18 protein-coding genes are annotated in these 25,167 nt (G+C 61.7%); 10 read left to right on the top strand and 8 right to left on the bottom strand.

The genetic code is table 11. The annotated features are described in order from the left end of the window. Window positions 1–105 precede the first annotated feature (105 nt). Both BMY67_RS06295 and BMY67_RS06290 read right to left on the bottom strand, forming a co-directional pair. Window positions 106–1,083 (bottom strand): electron transfer flavoprotein subunit alpha/FixB family protein, encoded by a 978-nt coding sequence (locus tag BMY67_RS06295; RefSeq protein WP_092769474.1) that lies wholly within the window; start codon window positions 1,081–1,083, stop codon window positions 106–108. Window positions 1,084–1,201: 118 nt separating this feature from the next. Continuing rightward, window positions 1,202–1,942: an electron transfer flavoprotein subunit beta/FixA family protein gene (locus BMY67_RS06290; RefSeq protein ID WP_092769471.1), complete on the bottom strand. Its 741-nt coding sequence runs from the start codon at window positions 1,940–1,942 to the stop codon at window positions 1,202–1,204. 72 nt (window positions 1,943–2,014) lie between these two features. Between BMY67_RS06290 and BMY67_RS06285 the strand changes: the two genes are divergently transcribed. From BMY67_RS06285 to BMY67_RS06255, 7 genes are all read left to right on the top strand, one after another. Beyond that, a complete protein-coding gene (locus BMY67_RS06285) occupies window positions 2,015–2,356 on the top strand; it encodes a tetratricopeptide repeat protein (RefSeq protein ID WP_092769469.1) in 342 nt (113 codons plus the stop codon). Between the two features lie 145 nt (window positions 2,357–2,501). Then, window positions 2,502–3,179 carry a response regulator gene (locus BMY67_RS06280; RefSeq protein WP_092769467.1) on the top strand — a complete coding sequence of 226 codons (678 nt, stop codon included), beginning with the start codon at window positions 2,502–2,504 and terminating at the stop codon, window positions 3,177–3,179. A gap of 284 nt (window positions 3,180–3,463) precedes the next feature. Continuing rightward, on the top strand, window positions 3,464–4,819 hold the full coding sequence (locus tag BMY67_RS06275; RefSeq protein ID WP_092769465.1) for a sensor histidine kinase: 1,356 nt from the start codon (window positions 3,464–3,466) through the stop codon (window positions 4,817–4,819). Window positions 4,820–5,006: 187 nt separating this feature from the next. Further along, window positions 5,007–6,287 (top strand): TolC family protein, encoded by a 1,281-nt coding sequence (locus BMY67_RS06270; RefSeq protein ID WP_092769463.1) that lies wholly within the window; start codon window positions 5,007–5,009, stop codon window positions 6,285–6,287. Window positions 6,288–6,443: 156 nt separating this feature from the next. Next, window positions 6,444–7,514 carry an efflux RND transporter periplasmic adaptor subunit gene (locus tag BMY67_RS06265; protein WP_245744910.1) on the top strand — a complete coding sequence of 357 codons (1,071 nt, stop codon included), beginning with the start codon at window positions 6,444–6,446 and terminating at the stop codon, window positions 7,512–7,514. Between the two features lie 126 nt (window positions 7,515–7,640). Further along, a complete protein-coding gene (locus tag BMY67_RS06260) occupies window positions 7,641–10,805 on the top strand; it encodes an efflux RND transporter permease subunit (protein ID WP_092769459.1) in 3,165 nt (1,054 codons plus the stop codon). 144 nt (window positions 10,806–10,949) lie between these two features. Further along, on the top strand, window positions 10,950–11,477 hold the full coding sequence (locus tag BMY67_RS06255) for a hypothetical protein (RefSeq protein ID WP_143069708.1): 528 nt from the start codon (window positions 10,950–10,952) through the stop codon (window positions 11,475–11,477). 180 nt (window positions 11,478–11,657) lie between these two features. On the opposite strand, the gene BMY67_RS19720 is transcribed toward BMY67_RS06255, so the two are convergent. Next, window positions 11,658–11,786 (bottom strand): hypothetical protein, encoded by a 129-nt coding sequence (locus tag BMY67_RS19720; RefSeq protein ID WP_262490342.1) that lies wholly within the window; start codon window positions 11,784–11,786, stop codon window positions 11,658–11,660. A 353-nt stretch (window positions 11,787–12,139) separates the two neighbouring features. Between BMY67_RS19720 and BMY67_RS06250 the strand changes: the two genes are divergently transcribed. The 3 genes from BMY67_RS06250 to BMY67_RS06240 all read left to right on the top strand — a co-directional run bounded on the left by BMY67_RS06250 (window position 12,140) and on the right by BMY67_RS06240 (window position 16,737). Continuing rightward, window positions 12,140–13,048: a DUF5996 family protein gene (locus BMY67_RS06250; protein ID WP_092769455.1), complete on the top strand. Its 909-nt coding sequence runs from the start codon at window positions 12,140–12,142 to the stop codon at window positions 13,046–13,048. Window positions 13,049–13,181: 133 nt separating this feature from the next. Next, window positions 13,182–15,656 (top strand): M1 family aminopeptidase, encoded by a 2,475-nt coding sequence (locus tag BMY67_RS06245; protein WP_092769453.1) that lies wholly within the window; start codon window positions 13,182–13,184, stop codon window positions 15,654–15,656. A gap of 178 nt (window positions 15,657–15,834) precedes the next feature. Continuing rightward, window positions 15,835–16,737 (top strand): transporter, encoded by a 903-nt coding sequence (locus tag BMY67_RS06240; RefSeq protein WP_092769451.1) that lies wholly within the window; start codon window positions 15,835–15,837, stop codon window positions 16,735–16,737. 217 nt (window positions 16,738–16,954) lie between these two features. On the opposite strand, the gene BMY67_RS06235 is transcribed toward BMY67_RS06240, so the two are convergent. The 5 genes from BMY67_RS06235 to BMY67_RS06215 all read right to left on the bottom strand — a co-directional run bounded on the left by BMY67_RS06235 (window position 16,955) and on the right by BMY67_RS06215 (window position 25,162). Then, window positions 16,955–18,295 carry a M20/M25/M40 family metallo-hydrolase gene (locus BMY67_RS06235; protein WP_092769449.1) on the bottom strand — a complete coding sequence of 447 codons (1,341 nt, stop codon included), beginning with the start codon at window positions 18,293–18,295 and terminating at the stop codon, window positions 16,955–16,957. A 100-nt stretch (window positions 18,296–18,395) separates the two neighbouring features. Beyond that, on the bottom strand, window positions 18,396–19,127 hold the full coding sequence (locus tag BMY67_RS06230; protein WP_143069707.1) for a hypothetical protein: 732 nt from the start codon (window positions 19,125–19,127) through the stop codon (window positions 18,396–18,398). 268 nt (window positions 19,128–19,395) lie between these two features. After that, the gene (locus BMY67_RS06225) at window positions 19,396–20,349 is read right to left on the bottom strand and encodes a hypothetical protein (protein ID WP_092769445.1); all 954 of its coding nucleotides are present in this window, start codon (window positions 20,347–20,349) and stop codon (window positions 19,396–19,398) included. A gap of 287 nt (window positions 20,350–20,636) precedes the next feature. Then, entirely contained in the window at window positions 20,637–21,290 is a 654-nt protein-coding gene (locus tag BMY67_RS06220; RefSeq protein WP_177189708.1) for an outer membrane beta-barrel protein, read from the bottom strand. 422 nt (window positions 21,291–21,712) lie between these two features. After that, window positions 21,713–25,162, bottom strand: coding sequence for a pyruvate carboxylase (locus BMY67_RS06215; RefSeq protein ID WP_092769441.1), 3,450 nt, complete (start codon window positions 25,160–25,162; stop codon window positions 21,713–21,715). Window positions 25,163–25,167: the final 5 nt, after the last annotated feature.

The raw sequence follows: 25,167 nt of genomic DNA, 5'->3' as shown, positions 1-25,167 counted from the left end.
GTCTTCGTAAATGGACTAATGTGTCAAATGTGAAAATGTGCTGATGGTTCAGATGAAAGAAAGACAAAGCCATTTCTCACACTGTCCATCAGCACATTCACCACATTAGTTTAATTGCTTTACCGCTTCGGTGAGCTTGGGCAACACGTCGAATACGTCGCCCACGATGCCGTAGTCGGCCGCCTTGAAGAACGGCGCCTCGGGGTCTTTGTTGATCACCACAATCACCTTGCTGGAGTTGACGCCGGCCAGGTGCTGGATGGCGCCCGAGATACCACAGGCAATGTACAGGTTCGGCGACACGGTGATGCCGGTCTGGCCCACGTGCTCGTGGTGGGGGCGCCAATCGACGTCCGATACGGGCTTGGAGCAGGCCGTGGCCGCGCCGAGGGCTTTAGCCAGGTCTTCGATGAGGTGCCAGTTTTCGGGTCCCTTCATGCCACGGCCGCCGGATACCACGAGGTCGGCCTCGGGCAGCAGCACGCCGCCGGCCTGGTCCTGCATGATAACCTGCTTGGGCGCGTCGGCGAAGTCGGCGTCGGTCAGCTGGGCCGAGAACGACTCGACCGGGGCCGTTTTGCCATCCTCATGCAGGGCCTCAATCGAGTTCTTCTTGACAGCAATGATTTTCCGGTCGCTTTCCAATTCCACGTCGGCAAAGGCTTTGCCCGAGAAGGCGCCGCGCTTCACCACAAACTTGCCGCCGTCGGTTTTGGGCAGCTCCACCACGTTGGTAGCCAGGCTGGCTTCGAGGCGGATGGACAGGCGCGAACCCACGGCCGCGCCGATGTTGGAGTTGGCCAGGATAATCACCTTGGCGTCCTCTTTCTGAGCGGCGGCGGCGATGAGCTTGGTGTAGGCGCCGTTCACAAAATCCTTCAGGCGGGGCTCCGAATCGTAGAGCACCTTGCCGATGCCCTGCTCGCCGAGCTTGGCCAGGTTGGACTCGGTGGCTTCGCCCACGGCTACGGCCGTGGCGGTGGTGCCCAGCATCTGGGCCACCTGGCTACCGTAGGAAGCCACCTCCAGCGAGGACTTCTTCACCTCGCCGCCATCACATTCAACAACAACTAATACAGACATTTTCTTGGATATGAGATTTGGAGACATGAGATGTGAGACAGGTGACAATTATGCAGCAAGAACTTAAGACGTTTTGACGTCCATCTCACTTCTCATGTCTCCATATCTCACTTCTCAATTAAATAACCTTCGCTTCGTTGCGGAGCAGCTTGATCAGCTCGCCGGCGTTTTCGGCCGGGATAAGCTTGACGCCCTGCTTGGCGGGGGGCAGCGCGAACGAATCCACCTCGGTGCGGGGAGCATCGGCGGTGGGCTCCACTACTTTCAGGGGCTTGGTGCGGGCCGTCATGATGCCGCGCATGTTGGGGATGCGGGGCTCGCACATGGGCTGCTGGCAGGAAGCCACGAAAGGCGTGTTCACCTCCACGATTTCCTTGCCGCCCTCAATTTCGCGCTCCAGCGTGGCGGTGTTACCGCTCATGTCGAGCTTCATGGCCGGGGCTACCGTGGGGATGCCGAGCAGCTCGCCCACCATGCCGTGCACCTGGAAACCATTGTAATCAATGCTTTCCTTGCCCATCAGGATGACGTCGTAGCCACCATCTTTGGCAATGGCGGCAATCTGCTTGGCCACGAAGAAAGCATCTTTGGGGTGGGCGTTGACGCGGATGGCGTCATCGGCGCCGATGGCCAGGGCCTTGCGGATGTTGGGCTCGGTGTCGGCCTCGCCGACGTTGAGCACCGTGACGGTACCGCTGCCCTGGGCCTCTTTGAGCTCAATGGCGCGGGTGAGGGCGTATTCGTCCCAGGGGTTAATCACGAACTGCACGCCGGCCTTGTTGAACTCCTTGTTATCGGGCGTGAAGGTGATTTTGGTGGTCGTGTCGGGTACGTTGCTGATGCAAACGAGAAACTTCATCTACGGCTGCTTATATGGAAGAAACTAAAGAAAGTGTCAAATTTGGGCGAAGATACTCAAAACTCCTGCCCTATGGAAACCGCGCCCAGCCGTTTGCAACAGCTTCTGGCCTTCTACGAAGACGACCCCTCCGACGCGTTTACCATCTATGCGCTGGCCACCGAATACCGCGAAACGGAACCCGAAACGGCCATGCGCTACTACCAGACGCTGCTTGACCAGCACCCGGACTATGTGGGTACGTACTACCACGCCGGCAAGATGCTCCAGCACCTGCAAAAGCCCGACGAAGCCGAAAAAGTTTATCAAAAAGGCCTGCGCGTAGCCCGCAAGGCCGGCCAGCTGCACGCCGCCAGCGAAATCCAGCAGGCGCTGAACCAGCTGCTGGGGCTGGATTACGAAGACGAGGATTAGCCACTTAGCGTCCCGGCGTCCCAGGGCTAAAGCCCTGGGCTACGTAGCGCGCCAACCGGAACGCTGATTAGCCCAGGGCTTTAGCCCTGGGGCGCCAGGACATTAGAACGACAGAATACGGGAGTTCCCACGTCTAAATTGACTCATGAAAATCCTGCTGGTGGAAGACGAGCCCAAGGTATCGGCCTTTATCCGGCGGGGGCTGGAGGAGGAGGGTCTGGAGGTGGAAGTCGCCTACGACGGCCGGTTCGGCCGGCAGCTGGCGCTGGGCCACGCCTACGACCTGATTATTCTGGACGTGATTCTGCCCCATTTCAGCGGGCTGGAGGTGCTGGCGGCCCTGCGCGCCCACGACCAGCAGACGCCGGTGCTGCTACTCACGGCCCTGGGCACCACCCAGGACAAGCTGCTGGGCTTCGGCGGCGGGGCCGACGACTACCTGGTAAAGCCCTTCGACTTTCCGGAGCTGCTGGCCCGAGTGCGGGCCCTGCTGCGCCGCCGGGGCCAACAGGCCAAAAGCGCCGTGCTCACCTTCGACGACCTCACGCTCGATACGGCCGCCAAAACGGTGGTCCGGGCCGGGCAGCCCATCAAGCTCACGGCCCGCGAGTTTGGGCTGCTGGAGCTGCTGCTGCGCCACGCCGGCCGCGTACTCAGCCGCGCCGAGTTGGCCGCCGACGTGTGGGAAGACTCCTTCGACGCCGGCTCGAACGTGGTGGACGTGTACGTGAACTACCTGCGCAACAAGGTGGACAAAGGCTTCTCGCAAAAGCTCATCCATACCGTAGTGGGCATGGGCTATGTGCTGAGAAGTGAGAAGTGAGAAGTGAGAAGTGAGAAGTGAGAAGTGAGAAGTGAGAAGTGAGAAGTGAGAAGTGAGAAGTGAGAAGTGAGAAACGGTACGGGACCTGGGACCAAAAAGAACGTCATTCTGAGCGAAGCCGGAGGCGAAGTCGAAGAATCTCGCGGGCAATGGCAACTTCTGATATCAGGATTACTTTGGCCCGCGAGATTCTTCGTCCCTGGTTTGATGCGCCACATGCTCAAGAATGACGTGCTTTCTGGTCCGCCTTTCCCTGCTCAGTCAATTATCCACCCCTCCTCTCCATGACCATTCGCAACCGACTGACGTGGCTGTTTCTGGGGCTGGTGGCCGTGATACTGCTCGGGGCCATGACGACGGCGTTCATTCTCCAGGTTGACTACACCCACTCCGAATTCCATCAGCGGCTGCGCGACCGGGCCGAGGTAACGGGCTACGTGTTTCTGGAGCAGGACGAGCTACGGGCCGAGGCGTTCCGCGAGTTCCAGCGCCGCTACCTGCGCACGCTCACCGGCGAGGTGCTCCAGATTTACGACCGGCAGTTGCAGCCGCGCTTTATTGAGCAGGATGCCCGGATTCAAATACCCGACAACCTGCTAACCCGCATTCTGACGCAGAAGGAAGTGTATTTTGATTTGGGGCCCCGGCAGGCCGTGGGGCTGTTTTACCACGACAACCAGGGCGACTTTATTATTGTGGCCGCCGCCGAAAACCACTCGGGCCGGGCGCGGCTGGAGTATCTGGCCGGCATACTGGCGGCTATTTTCGTGGGCAGCCTGCTGGTAATTTACGTGGCCGGGCGCGTATTCGCGGGCCGGGCCCTGGCCCCCATTGCCGCCGTCAACGACCAGGTAGACCGCATTACCACCCAGGATTTGCACCTGCGCGTAACCGAGGGCGCGGGCCACGAGCAGGACGAGCTGACGCGGCTGGCCCGCACCTTCAACCGGATGCTGGAGCGGGTCGAAGAAGGCTTTGAGGCCCAGCGCACCTTCGTCAGCAATGCCTCGCACGAGCTGCGCACGCCGCTTACGGCCACTATTGGCGAGTTGCAGGTGCTGCTCAGTCGCGAGCGGACCCCGGCCGATTACCGGGCTGGTGGGGCCTCGGTGCTACTGGAACTCCAGCAGCTCAAGCTCCTCATCAACCACCTGCTCGACCTCACCCAGACCACTACCGCCCCGGCTCCCACCGACGAAATCCGCCTCGACGAGCTGCTCTGGGAGGCCCGCGAGGCCGTGGCCCCCGACCAGCGCCGCCGCGTGCAGATTACACTGGGCGAACTGCCCGACGATACGGCGCGGCTCGAAATCCGGGGTAACCGCCAGCTGCTGGGCCGCGCCCTCACCAACCTACTCGATAATGCCCTTAAATACTCGGCTCCCGACCAGCCGGTAGCCGTGCATTTCGACTACCAGGCCGGCAAATGCCGCATTCGGGTTGAGGACCGCGGCATTGGCATCAGCGAGAAATCGTTGCCCCAGATTTTCCAGCCCTTCTTCCGCGCCGATAATGCCCGGTCGGTTGGCGGCCACGGGGTGGGGCTGCCGCTGGCCCGCCGCATTATCGAGCTGCACGGCGGCGAGCTGCGGATTTCATCACGCCTAGGCGAAGGCACGGTGGTGGAGGTGATGTTTTGAGCTACAAGCTGCCAGCTGCCAGCTACAAGCTACAAGCGGCAAGCTGACGTTCAAAACGCAGTTCGCGGCTTGCCGCTTGTAGCTTGTGGCTTGCAGCTTTTTTCCTTTCTAATCCGTTTCTAATCCGGCTCTAATTTGCTCCTAATACGGGGGGCGTACTCTTGCATAACCAACCCCGAAACCGGTTATGCTTCGCTTATTTCTGCTGCTGACGGCGGCGTTTGTCCTCTGCTTTTCCAATCGTCCGGCCGCGGCGGCCCCGCTGGGCTCCGACACGCTGCGCCTCACGCTGCCCGAGGCCGAGCAGCGGTTTCTGGCCGGCAACCTGCAACTGCTGGCCCAGCGCTACAACATTGCGGCCGCCGAGGCCCAGATTCAGCAGGCCCGGCTCTGGGACAACCCCACGATTTCCATCGAGCAGAACGCCTACAACCAGTATACCCATCGGGTGCTCGATGTGACGCGCCAGGGTAATAGCATTGTGCAGGTGCAGCAGCTGCTGGCGCTGGCCGGCCGCCGCCGGGCCGCCGCCGATGTGGCCCGCCAGAGCACGCTGGTCGAGCAGTTTACGTTCGATGATTTGCTGCGCAACCTGCGCTACCAGCTCCGGAGCACGTTTTACGACCTGTATTTCAAGCAGCAGAGCGTGGGCGTGTATGATATGGAAGTGGCCAGCTTCCAGCGGACCGTGAACCTGTACCAGGGGCAGTACGAGAAGGGGAATATTGCCCTCAAGGAAGTTATCCGCCTCAAGGCTTTCCTGTTTCAGCTGCGCAACGAGCGGCAGGCGCTGCTCTCCGAAATAGCCGCCCAGCAGGCCGATTTGCGGATTCTGCTGCGCGATGAAGCCGGCACCTACTACCTGCCCCAGGCCGACGACGCCCGCCTGCGGGCCCTCACGCTGGCCGGCCGCTCCGAGCAGCAGCTCATCGACTCGGCCCAGGTGGCCCGCGCCGACGTGCGGGCCCGGCAGGCGGCCGTGCAGCAGCAAACCCAGAACCTGCGCTACCAACGGGCCCTGGCCACCCCCGACCTGGCCGTGGGCTACGTCTACGACCGGGCCGGCAACTACATCCAGAACTACCACGCCCTGAGCCTGGGCGTGGCCGTGCCGCTGTTCAACCGCAACCAGGGCAACATCCGCACGGCCCGGAACCAGATTGACATCAGCCGGGCCCAGCTGAGCCAGCAGCAGCTCCAGGCCGAAAACGACGTGCAGGAAGCCTGGCGCCTGGCCCGCCAGACCGACCAGCTCTACCAGAGCGCCGGCCGCGACACCGGCGACTTCGACCGCCTCATGGTGGGCATCGACCAGAGCTACGCCAAGCGCAACCTCACGATTGTCGAGTACCTCGACTTCTACGAGAGCTACAAAAACAACCTCGTGCAGCTCAACAACCTGCGCGCCAGCCGCGTGCGGGCCTTCGAGCAGCTCAATTTCGCGGTCGGAAGGCCGGTATTTAACTAACTGCCGACCCGCTGCTCCGGTGTCCCAGGGCTAAAGCCCTGGGCTAGTCAGTACTCCAAAAACGTCCTTTTTCGCTACGTAGCCCAGGGCTTCAGCCCTGGGATCTCCGCCAGGTAATCCCCCAACGACATGCTCCGCTTCCTCCCCCTCCTACCCTTGGCCCTTGCCCTCATGCTGGCGGGCTGCTCCAAGAGCGACGACCAGACCCCTCCCGGCCCTAAAGCGGAGGCGGGTTTCGTGCTGTCGGACCAGCTGCTGCGGGAGCTGAAGATTGACACGGTGCGCCTGGAGGCCGTGCGCGACGAGCTGACGCTGACCGGCCAGATTGCCTCCAACGGCGATAAAACCGTGAAGGTGTACCCGCTGGTGGGCGGCGTGGTGGAGCAGCTGAGCGTGGAGCTGGGCGACCACGTGCGCAAGGGCCAGGTGCTGGCCGTGATTCGGAGCGGCGAGATTGCCGACCTGCAAAACCAGAGCAGCACCGCCGGCACCGACCTCGACATCGCCCGCAAAAACCTCTCGGTGCTCGACGACCAGTATAAGTCGGGCCTGGCCTCGGAGCGCGACGTGAGCCTGGCCCGCCAGGAGCTGCGCAAAGCTCAGAGTAACGTGGGCAAAAGCCGCAAGCAGCTGAGCGTGTACGGCGTATCGGCCGACGGCACCTACGAGTTGCGGGCCCCGATTTCGGGCTTTATCACCGAGAAAAACGTGACCGACCACATGCAGTTCAACGCCGACAACGTGGGCAGCCTGTTCACCGTCAGCAACCTTGATGACGTGTGGATTCTGGCCAACGTGTTCGAGTCGGACATCAGCCGGGTGAAGGAAGGCTACGCCGCCGACGTAACCACCCTCTCCTACCCCGACCGGCACTTCAGCGGCCGCATCGACAAGGTGTTCAACGTGCTCGACCCCGACAGCAAGGTGATGAAAGTGCGCGTGCGCTTGCCCAACCCCAGCTACCTGCTCAAGCCCGAAATGTACGCCCAGGTAACCGTTTCGACCACCGGCACCGCCCAAATGCTGGCCATTCCGGCCAAGTGCGTGGTCTTCGACAAGGACCGCAACTTCGTGATGGTGTTCAAGGACCGCCACCACATCGAAACCCGCGAGGTAAAAATCGCCAAAACCGTCGGCAGCACCGCCTACGTGGCCGAGGGCCTGAAAGCCGGCGAGCAAATCATTGCCCAGAACCAGCTGCTGGTGTACGACGAGCTGAACGATTAGTCTTTGCGCTACCAGCTGCCAGCTACAAGCGGCAAGCTTTGACGCTCTACCAGCACTTTTTCCTGCTTACCTATTTGCCTGCCCCAAGCTTGCCGCTTGTAGCTGGCAGCTTGCAGCTCAAGACAAATGAACAAATTCATCCAGGGCATTATTGCCTTTTCGCTTAAGAACCGGGGCTTCATCTTTCTGATGACGCTGGCCGTGGTGGTGGCGGGCGTTATCAGCTACCGCAACACCCCGATTGAGGCGTTTCCGGACGTAACGAACACCGAAATCACCATCATCACCCAGTGGCCCGGCCGCTCGGCCGAGGAGATGGAGAAGTTCGTGACGGCGCCCATCGAAATTGCCCTGAATCCGGTTCAGAAAAAGACCAGCGTCCGCTCCACTACCCTGTTTGGGCTGTCGGTGGTGAAGGTGATTTTTGACGACGGCGTGGACGATGCCTTTGCCCGCGTGCAGGTCAACAACCTGCTGCCCCAGGCCGATTTACCCGAGGGGGCCAACCCCGACGTGCAGCCGCCCTACGGGCCCACGGGCGAGATTTTCCGCTACACGCTCCGGAGCAAAACTAAAACCACCCGCGAGCTGAAAACCTTGCAGGACTGGGTGGTGGAGCGCAACCTGAAGGCCGTGCCCGGCGTGGCCGACGTGAACAGCTTCGGCGGCGAGGTGAAGGCCTACGAAATCAGCGCCGACCCCGGCAAGCTCCAGACCTTCGGCCTCACCCCCCTCGACCTCTACAACGCCGCTCAGCGCAGCAACGTGAACGTGGGCGGCGACGTGATAAACCAGGGCCAGCAGAACTACGTGGTGCGCGGCATCGGCCTGCTCAACAACATCGCCGACCTCAACAACACGGTTATCAAAAACGTGAACGGGGCCCCGATTCTGGTGCGCGACGTGGCCCGCGTGCACGAGTCGGCGCTGCCCCGGCTGGGCCAGGTGGGCCGCGGCCTCAACGACGATGTGCTGGAGGGCATCGTGGTGATGCGCAAGGGCGAAAACCCCTCCGAAGTTATTGCCCGGCTCAAGGACAAAGTGGCCCTGCTCAACGATAAAATTCTGCCCGCCGACGTCAAAATCAGCACCTTTTACGACCGCCAGCAGCTCATCGACTTCAGCACCGAAACCGTGGTGCACAACCTGCTGGAGGGCATGGTGCTGGTCACGGTTATCGTGTTCCTGTTCATGGCCGACTGGCGCACGACGGTGATTGTGAGCGTGATTATTCCGCTGGCGCTGCTGTTTGCCTTTATCTGCTTGCGGTTGCGGGGCATGTCGGCCAACCTGCTGAGCATGGGCGCCATCGACTTCGGCATCATCATCGACGGGGCCGTGGTGATGGTGGAGGGGCTGTTCGTGGCCCTCGACCACAAGGCCCACCAGCTGGGCATGGCCAAGTTCAACAAGCTCTCCAAGCTGGGGCTCATCAAAAAAACCGGCCGCGACATGGGCAAGGCCATCTTCTTTTCCAAGGCCATCATTATCACGGCGCTGCTGCCCATTTTCTCGTTTGAAAAAGTGGAGGGCAAGGTGTTTTCGCCCCTGGCCTGGACGCTGGGTTTTGCCCTGCTCGGGGCCCTGCTGTTCACGCTTACGCTGGTGCCGGTGCTGGCCTCGCTGCTGCTCAAAAAGAACGTGGTCGAGAAGGACAACTTCTTCGTGCGGGCCATCAACCGGGGGTCGCAGCGGTTTTTCGCCTTCACCTACGCCCGCAAAAAGCTGAGTTTGCTGGTGGCTGCCGGGGCCGTGGTGCTGGGGCTGGGCTCCTTCCACTTCCTGGGCTCCGAGTTTCTGCCCGAGCTGAACGAGGGCTCGATTTACGTGCGCGCCCAGTTGCCGCTGAGCATCTCGCTGGAGGAAAGCAACAAGCTGGGCAACCAGATGCGGCGTGTGTTTCTGAGCTTCCCCGAAGTGGGCGACGTAGTCAGCCAGACCGGCCGCCCCAACGACGGCACCGACCCCACCGGCTTCTACAACAACGAGTTTCTGGTGCAGCTCAAGCACACGCCCGAGGTGCAGGCCGAAATGAAGCACAAGGACAGGCGCGAAGCCCTCATCGAGCACATGAAGGCCAAGCTCAACCGCTTTCCGGGCGTCGATTTCAACTTCTCCCAGCCCATCACCGATAACGTGGAGGAGGCCGCTTCGGGCGTGAAAGGCTCCATTGCCGTGAAAATCTACGGTACCGACCTCAAGCTGATGGAAGGCAAAGCCCGGCAGGTGTACGGCGTGCTCAAGGACGTCAAGGGCATCGACGATTTGGCCGTGCTCCGCAACATCGGGCAGCCCGAGCTGGATGTGAACCTCGACGAGGAGCGCATGGCCCAGTACGGCGTGAGCAAGTCCGACGCCAACGCCGTGCTGGAAATGGCCGTGGGCGGCAAGCAGGCCTCGCAGATGTACGAGGGCGAGCGGAAATTCCCGATTCGGGTGCGCTACCAGCCCCAGTACCGCCACGGCCCCGCCGAAATTGCGGCCCTGATGGTGCCCACCCAGAACGGTAAAACCGTGCCGCTGTCGGAAATTGCCACCATTACCAAGGTTACCGGCCCCTCGCTGATTTACCGCGACGACAACACCCGCTTCGCGGCCGTCAAGTTCAGCATCCGGGGCCGCGACATGGGCTCGACCATTGCTGAGGCCCAGAAAAAGGTAAATGAGGTGGTGAGCCTGCCCAAGGGCTACAACATCAAATGGACCGGCGACTTTGAAAACCAGCGCCGCGCCACCGAGCGCCTCACCCAGGTGGTGCCCGTGTCGCTGGCCCTCATCTTCTTCATCCTGTTCATTTTGTTCGGCAACCTCAAAGACGCCGGCTTGGTGCTGCTGAACGTGCCGTTTGCCATCATCGGCGGCATTGCGGCCCTGCTCATTACGCACACCAACTTCAGCATCTCGGCCGGCATCGGCTTCATTGCCCTGTTCGGCATCTGCATCCAGAACGGCGTGATTCTGATAACCGTCTTCAAGCAGAACATGGTCCGTAAGCTCAGCCTCGACCGCAGCATTGCCGACGGCGTGACGTCGCGGGTGCGGCCGGTGGTGATGACGGCCCTGATGGCCACCATCGGTCTGCTGCCGGCCGCCATCAGCACCGGCATCGGCTCGGAAACCAGCAAGCCCCTGGCCATTGTGGTAATTGGCGGCCTGATTACCGGCACCCTGCTCACGCTGTTCATCTTCCCGCTGGTGTTCGAGCGGGCCTACCGCGCCCAGCACACCCACTACGGCGACGACCCGCAGCTGCACCCGGAGCTACGACACGAGCCGGTGCTGGTGGGCTAGCGCGGGTAGGCAGCCGGCTGAAAAAAAGAACGTCATGCAGAGCATGCTCTGCATGACGTTCTTTTCGCTGACAAATCTGTTGCTGTTCACCCGCTCCTAGCACCCCAGCCAACTCCGTTACCCTCACCCTTTCGCCCTACCTCTGTGCATCCTCCTTCGGCTATTGTGCGGGCCCTGGCGCTGTTTGCCGCGTTTATTCTGGTGGGGGCCGGGCTATTTCTGTTTGATTTCTACGCCTTTTACGCCAAGTGGCTGACGGCTCTGCTGCTGGTGCTGACTACGGCCGGCAAGCTCACCTACTTCCTGCGGGCCATGCTGGGCTGGATTCGGCAAACCCTGGATTCGCCCGCCCACCTGCGGCAGCTCCTGGCCTTCATGGCCCTGACCATCCTGCTCATTATCGGCTCGTTCGCCATCGACTACTACTGCCTCTACCGCATCTACCCCGCCTCGTTCCGGCTCGCCTTTGGGCAGCACGACCCGTTGGGGCAGCTGCTCACGTTTTTCTACCTGAGCGCGGGCATTTTCTCCACGGCCGGCAGCAGCGAAGTATATCCTACCTCACTGCTCGGCCAGTTCTACGTTACCAGCGAGATGCTCATCGGCTACGGCACCACCGTGCTCATCGTGGCCAACCTGAGCCACCTGCGCCAGATTTACCGGCAGACCTGAAGCCGGAGCAACACCGGCTGACCCGTTGCCGGCGGTAGCGTTTTTTGCCGGATTGTTTGCCAGGTTATAGTTTCGATTGGTTGCCTTTAGTTACGAACCATCGTATACTTGCGCGGCCTGTTTTTGAACCGCAAAAAAGGAAATAGCAGGAGCCAGCCTCCGCCAACTCCTGCTACCGCTCTAGTGCCGGTGCAGCCAATCGGCTACCACGGCGCGAACTATACCGCTCAGCACTGATTTGGTCAGTTCGAGCAGTGCGCGGAAAAGCCCAATTTTGTCGGGCCCCTGCACTTTAACACGTCTCTTCATCTGAGTAGAAGTTAGGTGCTTGTACCACCTGCTTCTTAAGTCCCCGGCTGCGCCAACAGTCGGGGGCTTTGCGTTTCTGGCGCAACCCCTGAATCGGTGAGGGGGCATAACCACCACGCGTTAATGAATCGAATGCACTAACTACTAGCCAGCAACGCCAGAATTACTTATTTAATTAGTATCTTTTTTACCAAAAAAATTAGCAAATAATTTAGCCCCAATCAGCCACAGCTGAAACGGCGGACGGCGAAGGGCTTTTCTCCTTTCGGCGCAATATTCTCCGCTGAAAGCACCAGGTTGGAGGCGGCCTGCCGTAGTACCTGTAACGCCAACCTGTCTAAACCCGCTACCCGATGACTGCCAAACCAACGACCACCCCCACCGCCTGGCCCGCATTGCCCGTGGCCGACTGGGCCGATACCCTCACGACCCTGCACATGTGGACGCAGATAGTGGGCAAAATCCGGCTGGCCCAGACGCCGGTCATCAACCAGTTCTGGAACGTGCCGCTCTACGTTTCGGCCCGGGGCCTGACCACCTCGGCCATTCCCTACGAGCACCGCAGCTTCGAAATTGAGTTCGATTTTATCGACCACCAGCTACATATCCGCTGCTCCGACGGGGCCGCCCGGCAGCTGGCGCTACAGCCGCGCTCCGTGGCCGATTTTTACCATGAGGTGTTCCGGTTGATGCACGAGCTGGACCTGCAAGTAGACATCTGGCCCATGCCGGTGGAGCTGGAAAACCCCATCCGGTTCACCGACGATACCGAGCATGCCAGCTACGACGCCGAGGCAGTGCACCGCTTCTGGCGGGCCCTGACGCTGATAACGCCCATCCTGACCGATTTCCGGAGCGGCTTTACCGGCAAGTGCAGCCCGGTTCACTTCTTCTGGGGCTCGTTTGATCTGGCCGTTTCCCGCTTTTCGGGCCGCCCCGCGCCTGTAAAGCCCGACGCCGACCCGATTACCCGCGAAGCCTACTCGCAGGAGGTTATCAGCCACGGTTTCTGGCCGGGCGGCAACGGGCAGGATGCCGCTTTTTACGCCTACTGCGTGCCGGCCCCCGAGGGCTTTGCCGAAGCCCCCGTGCGGCCCGATGCCGCCTACTACAGCACCGAACTGGGCGAGTTCCTGCTACCCTACGAAGCCGTGCGCACCGCCCCCGATCCGGCGGCCATGCTGCGCGAGTTTCTGCACAGCACCTACGACGCCGGGGCCGACCTGGCCGGCTGGGACCGGGCCGCACTGGAACGCGCCTGATCCAACCGGTTCTGCCGCAGTCCGGCGCAACCTTAGCAGCACTTCCTGCCTCTATAAAAACTACTGAGTTGGCTGCGCATCTGTGCCGAAAAGTTTGCAACTAGCACCCTTATTCCCTTTCCTTCTTACTTCGATGAACAAACCCTTCCTGCTGGCCCTGGGGCTGCTATTTGCCACGCCGGCCCTGGCCCAGCAAGCCCCCGCCCGCCCCGATTCGGTGGCGCTGGCCACCTACCGCGCCTCGCGCACCAAAATCAACAACCTGGTGCACACCAAGCTCGACGTGCGCTTCGACTACGGCAAGCGCCAGCTCATCGGCAAGGAGTGGCTCACGCTGCGCCCCCACGCCTACCCCACCGACTCGCTGCGCCTCGATGCCAAGGGCATGGACATCGGCTCGGTAACGATGACGGGCCAGGGCGTTGCCAAGGCCCTCACCTTCAGAAACACCGGTGAGTTCCTCGACATCAAGCTCGATAAAACCTATCCCCCCGGCCAGGAGTACACCGTCTACATCGAGTACGTGGCCAAGCCCGACGAGCTGAAAACCAAGGGCAGCGCGGCCATTACCGACGCCAAGGGGCTGTATTTCATCAACCCCGACAGCGCAGTGGCCGGCAAGCCGGTGCAGATCTGGACCCAGGGCGAGACGGAGGCCTCGTCGGTGTGGTTTCCGACCATTGACGCCACCAACCAGAAGACGACCCAGGAAATCAGCATGACCGTGCCGGCCAAGTACGTGACGCTGAGCAACGGCGCGCTGACCAGCCAGAAGCCCAACGCCGACGGCACCCGCACCGACACCTGGAAGATGGACCTGCCCCACTCGCCCTACCTGTTCATGATGGCCGTGGGCGACTTCAGGATTACCAAGGACACCTGGCGGGGCAAGGAGGTAAACTACTACCTCGAACCCAAGTACGCGCCCTTCGCCAAGCAGATTTTCGGCAATACGCCCGAAATGCTGGAGTTCTTCTCCAAAAAACTTGGCGTAGACTACCCGTGGAACAAGTACTCGCAGATTGTGGTGCGCGACTACGTGAGCGGAGCCATGGAAAACACCACCGCCACGCTGCACGGCGACTTTCTGCAGAAGGATGCCCGCGAGGCCCTGGACGCCGAGTACGACCGGGGCGAGTCGGTCATTGCCCACGAGCTGTTTCACCAGTGGTTTGGCGACTACGTAACGGCCGAGAGTTGGAGTAACCTGACGGTGAACGAGTCGTTTGCCGACTTCTCGGAGGCGCTCTGGGCCGAGCACAAGTACGGCCAGGAGGCGGGCGATGCCCACGCCTACCAGAACATGCGCAACTACCTGCGCAGCCCCCGCGACGCCCAGAAGCACCTGGTGCGCTTCTACTACGCCGACAAGGAAGACATGTTCGACCTGGTGAGCTACCAGAAGGGTGGCCAGATTCTGAACATGCTGCGCAACCACCTCGGCGACGAAGTATTTTTCAAGGGTCTTCAGAAATACCTCACCGACAACAAGTTCGACAACGGCGAAGCCCACCAGCTGCGCCTGGCCCTGGAGGCCGTGTCGGGCCAGGACCTGAACTGGTTCTTCAACCAGTGGTATTTCGGCGCGGGCCACCCGGTTGTCACCATCGACTACAACTACGACCAGCTCAACAAGGAAGAAGTCATCACCATCAAGCAGACCCAGCCCGGCCAGGTGTTCGAGCTGCCGATGGCCATTGATGTGTACGGCAGCAACGGCAAGCCCACCCGCCACAAAGTAGTGCTGCGCAAGGCTACAGAAATCATCCGGCTGCCCGCCGCTACCCCGCCCACGCTGGTGAACGTGGACGCCGATAAGGTGACGCTGTGGCAGAAACAGGACAACAAGCCCTTCGCCCAGTTCGCCTACCAGTACCGCACCGCCCCGCGCTACGTCGACCGCCGCGAGGCCGTAGCGGCCGCCGCGGCCCTGCCGCCCACCGATGCCGCCGCCCGCCAGCTGCTGCTTGCGGCCCTGAGCGACAAGAGCGAGTTCATCCGCCGCGCCGCCCTCACCTCGCTTAAGCTCGAGGATAAAGGCGTAGCCAAAGCCGCGGCCCCGCTGATTCGTAAGCAGCTGGCCCAGGAGAAAAACACCAACAACCAGGCGGCCATGTTGCAGGCCCTGGGTGCCATTGGTGATAAAAAGGATGAGAAGCTGTTCGCCAAGTTGCTCAATAGCCAGTCGTATGCTGTGCAGGGTGCCGCGCTGGAGGGCCTGGCCGCCGTGCAGCCCAAGCAGGCCCTGGCCCGCGCCAAGGCCCTGGAGCCCGGCGCTAAGGCCGACGTAGCCGCCGCCATTGCCAACGTGTACGCCGAAGCCGGCGACGCCAGCACCTGGCCCTACGTGCGCGACCAGTTCGACGCGGCCGGCCCCCAGGGCAAGTTCCAGATGATGGAGAGCCTCGTGGGTTTCATGGCCCGCCTCCCCGATCCGACTGTGCTGAAGGAAGGCGTAGAACGGCTCCAAAAAATGGCCATCCAGTACAAACAGTACGGTCTCGACCAGCCCGTTTTGGCCATGCTCGGCAAAGTGAAACAAAGCAAGCCCGCCGACCAGCAGGCCATCATCCAGGCCGCGGAAGACGCCATCAAAGCGGCCAAGTAGGGCTTAGGGCTTAGGGCTTAGGGCTTAGGGCTTAGGGCTTAGGGCTTAGGGCTTAGGGCTTAGGGCTTAGGAAGTATGTAAGAGGCACCGCCATAGTTACGGCGGTGCCTCTTTTTTTGACCGTTGGTTTGAGGCGCTATTACCTAAGTCCTAAAACCTAAGTCCCTAAGCCCTATAAATGAACCATTTCCGGCAGACAGGCGTCTGGGGTGCCATGCGCAAAACCACTTTGCTGACTGCCGGCACGCTGCTGACGCTGGCGGCGCCGGCCCGCACCCTGGCCCAATCGGCCGCCGCTGAGGCCGCCTACAACCCCAACGCCGAGTCGCCCTTCGTGCGCCTTATTCGTCCCGACCGGCCGGGGCAGACCATCACCACCAACATGCTGTATCCCGGCCAGTTTCAGCTGGAAACCGGCCTGACGCGCTACGGCACGGGCGGCAACGCCCGCTACGCCGGCCGCCAGGTGTGGGGCAGTACGCTCCGGGTGGGCTTCTTCAACCACATCGAGCTGCGCGCCACCCAAAACTACCTCCGGCTACCAGTCGGCGGCAACCGCCGGCTAACCGAGGGACCGGCCGCGCCCTTTACCGGCCCGGCGGGCTTTGCGCCACTGAATGTGGGGGCCAAATTCCTGGTTTCGAACGTGCAGAATGCCCGCAGCCAGATAGTAGTGCTGCTGGATATGAACCTGCGCAACGGCGACGCCAGCTTTGCCGATAAGCAGCTGGAGCCCGGGGCCCGGTTGCTGCTGTCGCAGCAGTTGGGGCAGCGGTTCGGGCTGGAAGGCAACTTCGGGTTCCGGCAGCAGGGCTTTAAGGCCGAGGGCACCAAGCAGGGCCAGTACCTGACGACCCTGGCGCTCAATGGTCCGCTTGGTGCAGGTACGCACTTCGGCTTTCTGGCCGAAACCTACGCCACCTGGCAGCGGCAGCGGGGCTGGCAGCCGGGCCTCACGTCGGGCCTGTTTTACCGCCCGCTGCCCGGTCTGCGCCTCGATGTAACCGCCGGCCACGGCCTCACGCCAGCGGCCGGCGGCTTCAACATCGGCGCGGGCCTGAGCGCCCGCCTGGGCAAGTAGGCGCGCAAACCAGCACGCGACGGACAGCAACCGAAACACCCGCCGCCCAGCGCAACCAATCCGCCCTTCGCAGAAGCGGCAACTCCTCCGTGGGCAGAGCGTCCCGACCACCAGTATCGGCGGTCGGGACGCTCTGCCCACGGAGGAGTTGCCGCTCGCTTTTACCGGTTAGCGACGCCGTTGTTCGGGCCTTTCGCTTTGCCGGCAATAACGTGAGTTACTTCTTTGCCTCCTCGCCCACAATACGAGTGGGGGTTTGCTGGCCGCTGATGATGGGGGCGGCGGCGCGGGCAACGGCCGTAATAACGGCCGTCATGTTGGCCAGATCGAGACTCTCCACTTCGTCGTTCACCGAATGGTAGAGCTTGTCGGTCGGAATCTGATCGGTGCTGATGGTGTGGGCCGGCACGCCCAGCCGGGCCAGCGTGGCGTTATCGGAGCGGTAGAACAGGTTCTGCTCGGGATATGGGTCGGCCTCGAACCGGAATATGGTGCCCTTGGCATTCTGCTGCAGCAGCGGACCAAAATCTGACTTATCGAAACCCGTAATGAAGGCGGAGTTGGGGCCGAATTTGGCCTCCTTGCCAATCATTTCGATGTTGAACATGGCCACTACCTGGGCCGGATCGAGCTGCTGCGAAAAGTGCCGGGCTCCGAAGCCCCCGATTTCCTCGGCCACAAACGCCACAAACAGCAGCGGCCGGGCATTGCTGTGCTGCTGCTTGAAGTATTCCGCCAGTGCCACTACCGCCGTCGTGCCGCTGGCATCGTCGTCGGCGCCATTGGCAATGGAGTCGCCGGCCACGGCGGGCAGGATGCCCAGGTGGTCGTAGTGGGCGCTGAAAACGACCTGCTCCTTTGCCCGCTCTTTATCTAGGCCCGGCAGCACGCCCACCACGTTGCGCAGCGTTACCGTGCGGATGTCGGTGGTGGCCGTCACCAGGAACTTAAGCGGGCCGGCCGGGGCGTTGCCCAGCACGAGCAGCGTGGAAAAAGGTGCCGGCTTATCCGGCCGCAGTCCGCCACGCGCCACAAAACCAGCCACCCGCTTGAACGCCGCCTTTTGCATCGTATCGACGAACACGATGGTATTGGCCTGCGGATTGAGCAGCGGCCGGATTTCCTTCAGCAAATTATCCTTAGGGCCGATGGTTACGATGCGGGGTGCCGGCTCGTCGTAGTGCATCCAGTTGAGCGTGGGTTGGCCGGAAACCAACACAAACCGTGCGGGCGGCACCACCGTCCCACCCACCGAAACCATGCGGGCCTGCGTGCGGGCCTCATACACCGGAAACGGCTGCGAGAAGCCCGGCAGGCCCGGCAACGGCTCCAACCCGATCCGCTGAAACTCGGCTGCCAGAAAATCGGCCGCCTTCTCGCCGCCGGGCTGCCCCGAGGCGCGCCCCTGCATATCATCGGCCGCCAGCGCCCGGACTACGCGCTCGACGGTAGCCGCCGCCACGCCGGGCTGGGCAGGCCGCTTAACCGGCTTTTTTTGCGCGCAAACCGAGCCGCCGGAAAGCCCGAGCAGCAAAACGAGAGCAATAGTTTTAACCATGGTGCAAAATAGAAGTCCGGACCGGATTTAACACAATTTACTCTTCCTCGCATCTACTTATTTGCCCTCTCATGCCTTGCAGCTGCTTTTCGCAGGGCGCCTAGTTCGCCTCAGCGGCGGCCAGCACGGCGGCCCACTGGGCATCCGTTTTGGCTGTACCGGCGCCGGGGGCCGCTTTCAGTGTCGAAGCCAGTTCGGGCGCGGCGGCCTGCAGCATTTTCATCGTCAGCTTCAGTGGCACCAGCGTTTTATCGGGCCGCAGCAGGTAGTACTGGTTGCCGTCCTTGATTTCATCGTAGTTGCGACTGCTGCCGTAAGCCTGATGCGAATCGCCTTTGATGAACTGCTTGGTGTAGCGCTTCAGCAGCGTGTAGCGCCCTTTATGCAGCACCTCCACATACTCGGCCTGTTGGCGGGGGTCGGGGGCCTCGGCAAAGCGGCGGAAGCGCCGGGTGCGGCCGGGCGCGAGCGGCGTGGCCGGCTCCTCAAGTTCGAAGCCCGCCACCAGCCGGTCGTTGAGTTGGAGCGAATCAGTCGGCCGGTCCAGCGGCTGCATCAGCAGCCGCTGGTTCAGCACATCAAACTTGAGGGGTACCGGAGCCAGCGGCACGTTGTTGCTCATTTTAAGCCTGGCCGGCAGCCAGCGGTTTTCCAGGTAGGGCGAGCCTACCACCGCTTCGTTGTTGCCGTGGGGGACTATTGTTGGCGCCCCCGCCACCAGGGCGTTGAGGTTGGCCTGCCCGGCCGTTCCGGCCTGGCTGAGGGCTGGCTGCTGGGCAGCAGCGCTGAGCGGCAGCAACCCGGCCAGCAGCAACATGTATCTGGATTTCATAACCGGCAGTTAAGGTGCAGACAGAAAGGCTAAAGCTACCGTTTTTCAGACTGTTATTTGGCCCTGCCAGTTCGGTAGTTAGAGCAAATTTCGAGTTCAGGAACAGGATGTAGAGACGCAACAGTTGGCGTCTCGTCGTTGCTGACGTTGTGCTACTGAACTGTTCAACGACGAGACGCCAACTGTTGCGTCTCTACCTCCTGTATGGCAACCTGAAAATTGCTCTAGTTGCACCAGACGGCAGCCCAAAACCAGGCCAGCGGGCCGCTTATTTAGCCCGGGCGCAGTCGGCAAAATCCTTCAGGTTGTTTTTGCCGATGTTCTGTCCGCCCCCGATCCCGGCAATGCGCATCGTATTGGGTTTCGACATGGCCAGCATTGTTCCGTCCTTGGCATCCATTGCCACCTGCACCATAATGCTTTCGGTGGCCGGCAGCAGCCGGATGCAGGCGTAGCGAGCGTCGCCGCTGCTCACGGCCTCCTCGATCTTGCTGCGGGGCACTACCTCGTAGGGAAAAGGATACGACTGCTTGATATCGGCAGTGGTGAGCTTGCCCTTGATATCTTCCTCGTCAATGAGCAGAATTTTCTTGCGCAGCAGCTTGCCGTTCTGCGCTATTTCGGCCCGGATATCGGAGCCGCTCCGGCCTTTGGAGCGGGCATCGAGGTACTGTTGCAGGTTGCGGAGGCTGAAAATCAGGTCGCTGGTGTAAATGGGGCCCGGGGCCAGCAGCATCTGGGCTACCCGGTCTTTGTCGCCGTTGCCCACCAGGTATATTACCATGGCCGACACCTTTTCGGCAGTGTGGTAAAACTGCGCCTGCAAGCCGGTAGTGGGCGTTCCGGCAACGTGGTTTCGCGGGCCGGTCAGGTACACATCCTGGTGCTGGAGCACGCCCTGGGGTTTGCCCTTGGCTTTGCGCAACGCCTCCAGCTCCGATTCCGGCCGGAATTCCACGCCCGGCGAGAACTGCCACATGCTGGTGGTCAGCGCCTGAATCCGGGTGTTGTAATCGGCCACGAAGCTCTTGTAGTCGGCCAGCTCCTCCGGCTTTTTCGCCAGCTTTTTCAGGATGCCGGGGTCTTCGTCGCGCAACAGTACAATAAGCGGCTGGCTTTTCACCTGGGCCACTTCTTTCGGGTTGCCCAGCCCCAGTTGGGCCCAGGCACCGCCGACACTCAGCAACAGCAAAAAGGCAAAAAAGAATAATTTTCTGATCATAAAAAAGAGTTGAAAATGAGGCAGCAAGCTACTGGTTCACGTGCAATTTTCCCAGTTCTCTATTCATATAAAACGGCGCCTGTCGCAGATAGTAGCCGCTAGCTCCGAGGGGCCGATTTGGCACCCATTTCCTGTTTTCCTGCTTTTCACCAGTCGCCTACCCGTCTCTATATAAAAACGAAAAGCGGGAGCCCGCGCCAATCCGGCGCGGGTTCCCGCTTTCGTTGCCGGCCAGTTACCGCCTCCCGGCTCAGCAGCAGCTCCCTTCGGTCCGCAGACAGCGTACTTTACAAACGGCCAAACCGGTAGCGCAGCCCCAGCGAAGCGGAAGTCGTTATCATCCGCGGAGCGCGTAAATCCATATTAACAGTCCCTTCGCCCACGGCCTCCAGGCCGGAGCTGATGCGGTAGCGCAGGCTCGGGCCCACGCTCAGCGCGTAGTTGTAGTTGTGGGAGCTGAGGTCGAAAGGGGTAGTCTGGGCCGGGGTCAGGTAGTCCGGGTTGTAGCCTTTGGCCTGGTAGGCCTGGCGGTCCACCGAAAAGCCACCCAGCGCATCGAGCTGCAGGCGGTTGCTCAGCGTCCGGGTGATGGTGTAGCGGCCGAGCGCCGTCATGGAAAGGGCACTGTTGCGGTAGTGGTTGCGGTAATTCCCAATCGGGCTGCCGTCGGGGTTGCGCGCTACACCCGCGTACGAGCCGGGGCTGGAACTATAGGCCGCGCTCAGCTGCACCGCCCAACGCGGACGCAGCTGGTAGCCCAACGTAAGCGCCAGCGGCGGCCATCTGCTGCCATCCTGCTCGCGGCTCAGCCGCTGATACCAGTTCGTATAGGCGGCAAGACCGATGTAGTATCGGCTCCCGGCCGGCTCGCTACTTTGGGCAGAACCGAGTAGCGGCATCAGGAGCGCAGCGGCACAGATGCCAGCAGTTCGAATAAGCATAAGGAAAGCGTTAAAAGGAATGAAGGGAATGATTCGACCCCGCGGCCGACCTATACCCACGAGCCGCGCAGGCCCCGTTTCGTTGCACTTATAGCGGTTTTCAGCTGAGCGTACGGTTTGAAATTCTGGCCGGCTGTAGCGCGAACTTTGTAGTTCGCGTCCCCGTGCCATTGAAGCCGCCTGGACGACGCAGGGACGTGAACTACAAAGTTCGCGCTACGTGCGCTACATGTATACTGACCTGAAAATTGCACTAGACTTCTATAAACACGCAAAACCAGGTTGTCAGCTGGTCAGGGATGAAGTGGATTCGCGCGGCAACTCCCCCGGCCCCGGTACGCAAGTTCGCCTTGGCCAGACAAAGAAGCGGGCACCTGCGCTGAACCAGCGCGGGTGCCCGCTTCTTCGTTTGACTGCCGCTTCTACCCCAGCGTCAGCACCAAATCGTCGGCGTTTACCAGCGTGCCCTCGGCCAGGTTCACGGCCTGCACGGTGGTGTCGTCGGGGGCCGTGATGGTGGTTTCCATCTTCATGGCTTCGATGATGAACAACGGTGTGTTTTTGCGCACCGGCTCGCCGCTTTTCACCAGCACCCGACTCAGCAGGCCCTGCAACGGGGCGCCCAGCTGGCGAGGGTTGGCTTTGTCGGCTTTCGTGTTGAGGATGCGCTTTACTTCCACCGACTGGTCGCGGATTTTCAGATTGCGGGTCTGGCCGTTGAGGGTGAAGAACAGCGTGCGGTTGCCGTCCTCATCTACCGGGCCGATGCTCTGCAAACCCACGATGATGCTCTTGCCGCGGGCAATTTCGATGAGCGTTTCCTGGCCCGGCTGCAAACCGTAGTAGAATACCGGCGTGGGCACCACCGACACGTCGCCGTACTGCTGGCGGAAGTCCCAATACTGCTCGAACACCTTGGGGTAGAGCAGCCACGAGAGGACGTCGGTAAACTTGCCCTCGGCCTCGAACTTCTCCTTGAAATTGGCCTGCTCCTGCTCGAAATCAATGGGGGCCAGGTGCTCGTTGGGCCGGTCGGTGAAGGCAGGTTCTCCTTTCAGCACCACCGCCTGCACATCGGCGGGCCAGCCGCCTTCGGGCTGGCCAATGTCGCCGCGGAACAGCTGCCGCACCGACTCGGGGAAGTTGAGCGTGTCGCCCTTTTCCAGCACGTCGGCCGTGGTCAGGTCGTTGGACACCAGGAACAAAGCCATGTCGCCCACCACTTTCGACGAGGGCGTTACTTTTACGATGTCGCCAAACAGTTGGTTGACGTCGGCGAAGGTGGTTTTTACGGTTTCAAACTTATCGAGCAAACCCAGAGCCTGGGCCTGGGGGCGCAGGTTGGAGTACTGCCCGCCCGGAATTTCGTGCTGGAACACCTCCGAAGTACCCGCCTTGAGGCCCGATTCGAAGGGGTAGTAGTATTCGCGCACCGTTTCCCAGTAGGTCGAAAATTCGTTGAGCGAGAGTTGGTTGAACTCGCGGTGCCGGGGCTGGCCGCGCAGCATCTCCACCACCGAGTTGAAGTTGGGCTGCGAGGTCAGGCCCGAGAGCGAGCCCAGCGCTACGTCAATCACGTTTACGCCGGCTTCCACGGCCTTGAGGTAGGTGGCCGGCTGCAGGCTGCTGGTGTCGTGGGTGTGCAGGTGGATGGGCAGGCTGATGGTGTCGCGCAGAGCGGTAATGAGCTCCTGGGCGGCGTAGGGCTTCAGCAGGCCGGCCATGTCCTTGATGCAGAGAATGTGCGCCCCGGCGTCCTCAATCTGGCGGGCCAGGCGCAGGTAGTACTGCAGGTTGTACTTCTGGTGGCGGCTCACGTCGAGCAGGTCGCCGGTGTAGCAGATGCTGGCCTCGGCGAGCCGGTCGGTTTTGTTGCGCACGAAGCCAATGCAGGCCTCCATGCCCGGCATCCAGTTCAGCGAGTCGAAAATGCGGAACACGTCGATGCCGGTTTCGGCGGCCTGCTGCACGAACCGCTCGGTGAGGTTATCGGGGTAAGCCTTGTAGCCCACGCCGTTGGCCCCGCGAATCAGCATTTGCAGCAGAATGTTGGGCACGGCGGCGCGCAGCTTGGCCAGCCGCTCCCAGGGGTCTTCGTGCAGAAAGCGCAGCGCCACATCGAACGTGGCCCCGCCCCAGCACTCCAGCGAGAAGGTTTGTGGATGCTCGTGGGCGTAGCGGCTGGCCACTTTCAGCATATCAAACGTGCGCATGCGGGTGGCCAGCAAACTCTGGTGGGCGTCGCGCAGCGTGGTGTCGGTGTAGTGGATCTGCGGGTCGGCGCGCAGCCACTTGGAGAACCCCTCGGGGCCCAGCTCGGTGAGCAGCTGCTTGGTGCCGGCCGGCGGCGGGCCTGTGAGGTCCGATTCGGGCAGGCGGGGCTTGCGCAGCTCCTTTTTGGGGTCGACGCTGCCCGCGACATCGGCGTGGCCGTTCACGCTCACATCACCCAGAAAGCGCAGGATGCGGGTGGCCCGGTCGCGGCGCTGCTGAAAGCGGAACAGCTCGGGGTGGTCCTTGATGAAGTCGACGTTAGCTTCGCCAGCCATGAACACCGGGTGGGCAATGATGTTCTGCAGGAACTGGATGTTGGTGCTCACCCCGCGCACCCGGAACTCGTCGAGGGTGCGGGCCATCTTCTGAGCCGCGTCGGCCAGCGTGGGCGCCTGGGTCGACACCTTTACTAATAGCGAATCGAAAAACGGCGACACGCGCACGCCGCTGTACACCGAGCCCTGGTCGAGACGGATGCCGAAGCCGCCGGCCGAGCGGTAGGCCGTGATGGTGCCGTAATCGGGCTTGAAATCCTGCTCGGGGTTTTCGGTGGTGATGCGGCACTGGATGGCGTAGCCGTTTTTCATCGGCACCACATCGGGTCCCAGGTTGATTTCGGGGCTGTCGAGCCGGTAGCCGGCAGCCACGTAGAGCTGGGTTTTAATCAGGTCGACGCCCGTAATCATCTCCGTGACGGTGTGCTCAACCTGGATGCGCGGGTTCACCTCGATGAAGTAGATGCGGTTGATCTCGGGGTTCACCAGGAACTCGACGGTGCCCACGTTGTTGTAGCCCACGGCCCGGCCCAGGCGCAAGGCGTACTCGTAGAGTTGCTCACGCATTTCGGGCGTCAGGTGCAGCGAGGGGGCCACTTCCACCACCTTCTGATAGCGGCGCTGCACCGAGCAGTCGCGCTCGTAGAGGTGGGTCAGGCCGCCGTGGTTGTCGGCCACCAGCTGCACCTCAATGTGCTTGGGCTGCTCCACGAACCGCTCCAGAAACACGGTATCGTCGCCGAAGGCCTTCAGCGCCTCGTTGCGGGCCTCGAAAAAGCCGCGCTCCAGCTGCTCATCGTCGCGGATGACGCGCATGCCCCGTCCGCCGCCGCCGCTGGCCGCCTTCAGCATTACGGGGTAGCCAATGCGGTGGGCCTCGGTCAGGGCCACTTCTAGGTCGGTCAGGTCCTGCTCGCTGCTCTCGATGATGGGCACGCCGCACTCCACGGCCACCCGTTTGGCGGCCACCTTGTCGCCCAGCGCCTCCATCACCTCGGGCCGGGGCCCCACGAAAATCAGGCCCTCCTCGCGGCAGCGGCGGGCCAGCGTGGCGTTTTCGCTCAGGAAGCCGTAGCCGGGGTGGATGGCGTCGACCTGGTTTTCCTTGGCCGTGCGGATGATGCCTTCAATGTCGAGGTAGGGCTTGAGCGGGTCGTCGTCGCGGCCCACCTGGTAGGCCTCGTCGGCCTTATAGCGGTGCAGCGAGTAGCGGTCTTCGTAGGTGTAGATGGCCACAGTGCGGATGCCCAGCTCGGTGGCGGCCCGCAGCACGCGGATGGCAATTTCGCCACGGTTGGCGACCAGTAAACGACGGATATTCATGCGGG

Origin of the sequence: Hymenobacter actinosclerus (assembly GCF_900111515.1) — a bacterium.
Classification (GTDB): Bacteria; Bacteroidota; Bacteroidia; order Cytophagales; family Hymenobacteraceae; genus Hymenobacter; species Hymenobacter actinosclerus.
This window is presented reverse-complemented; position numbering and strand designations above follow the sequence as displayed.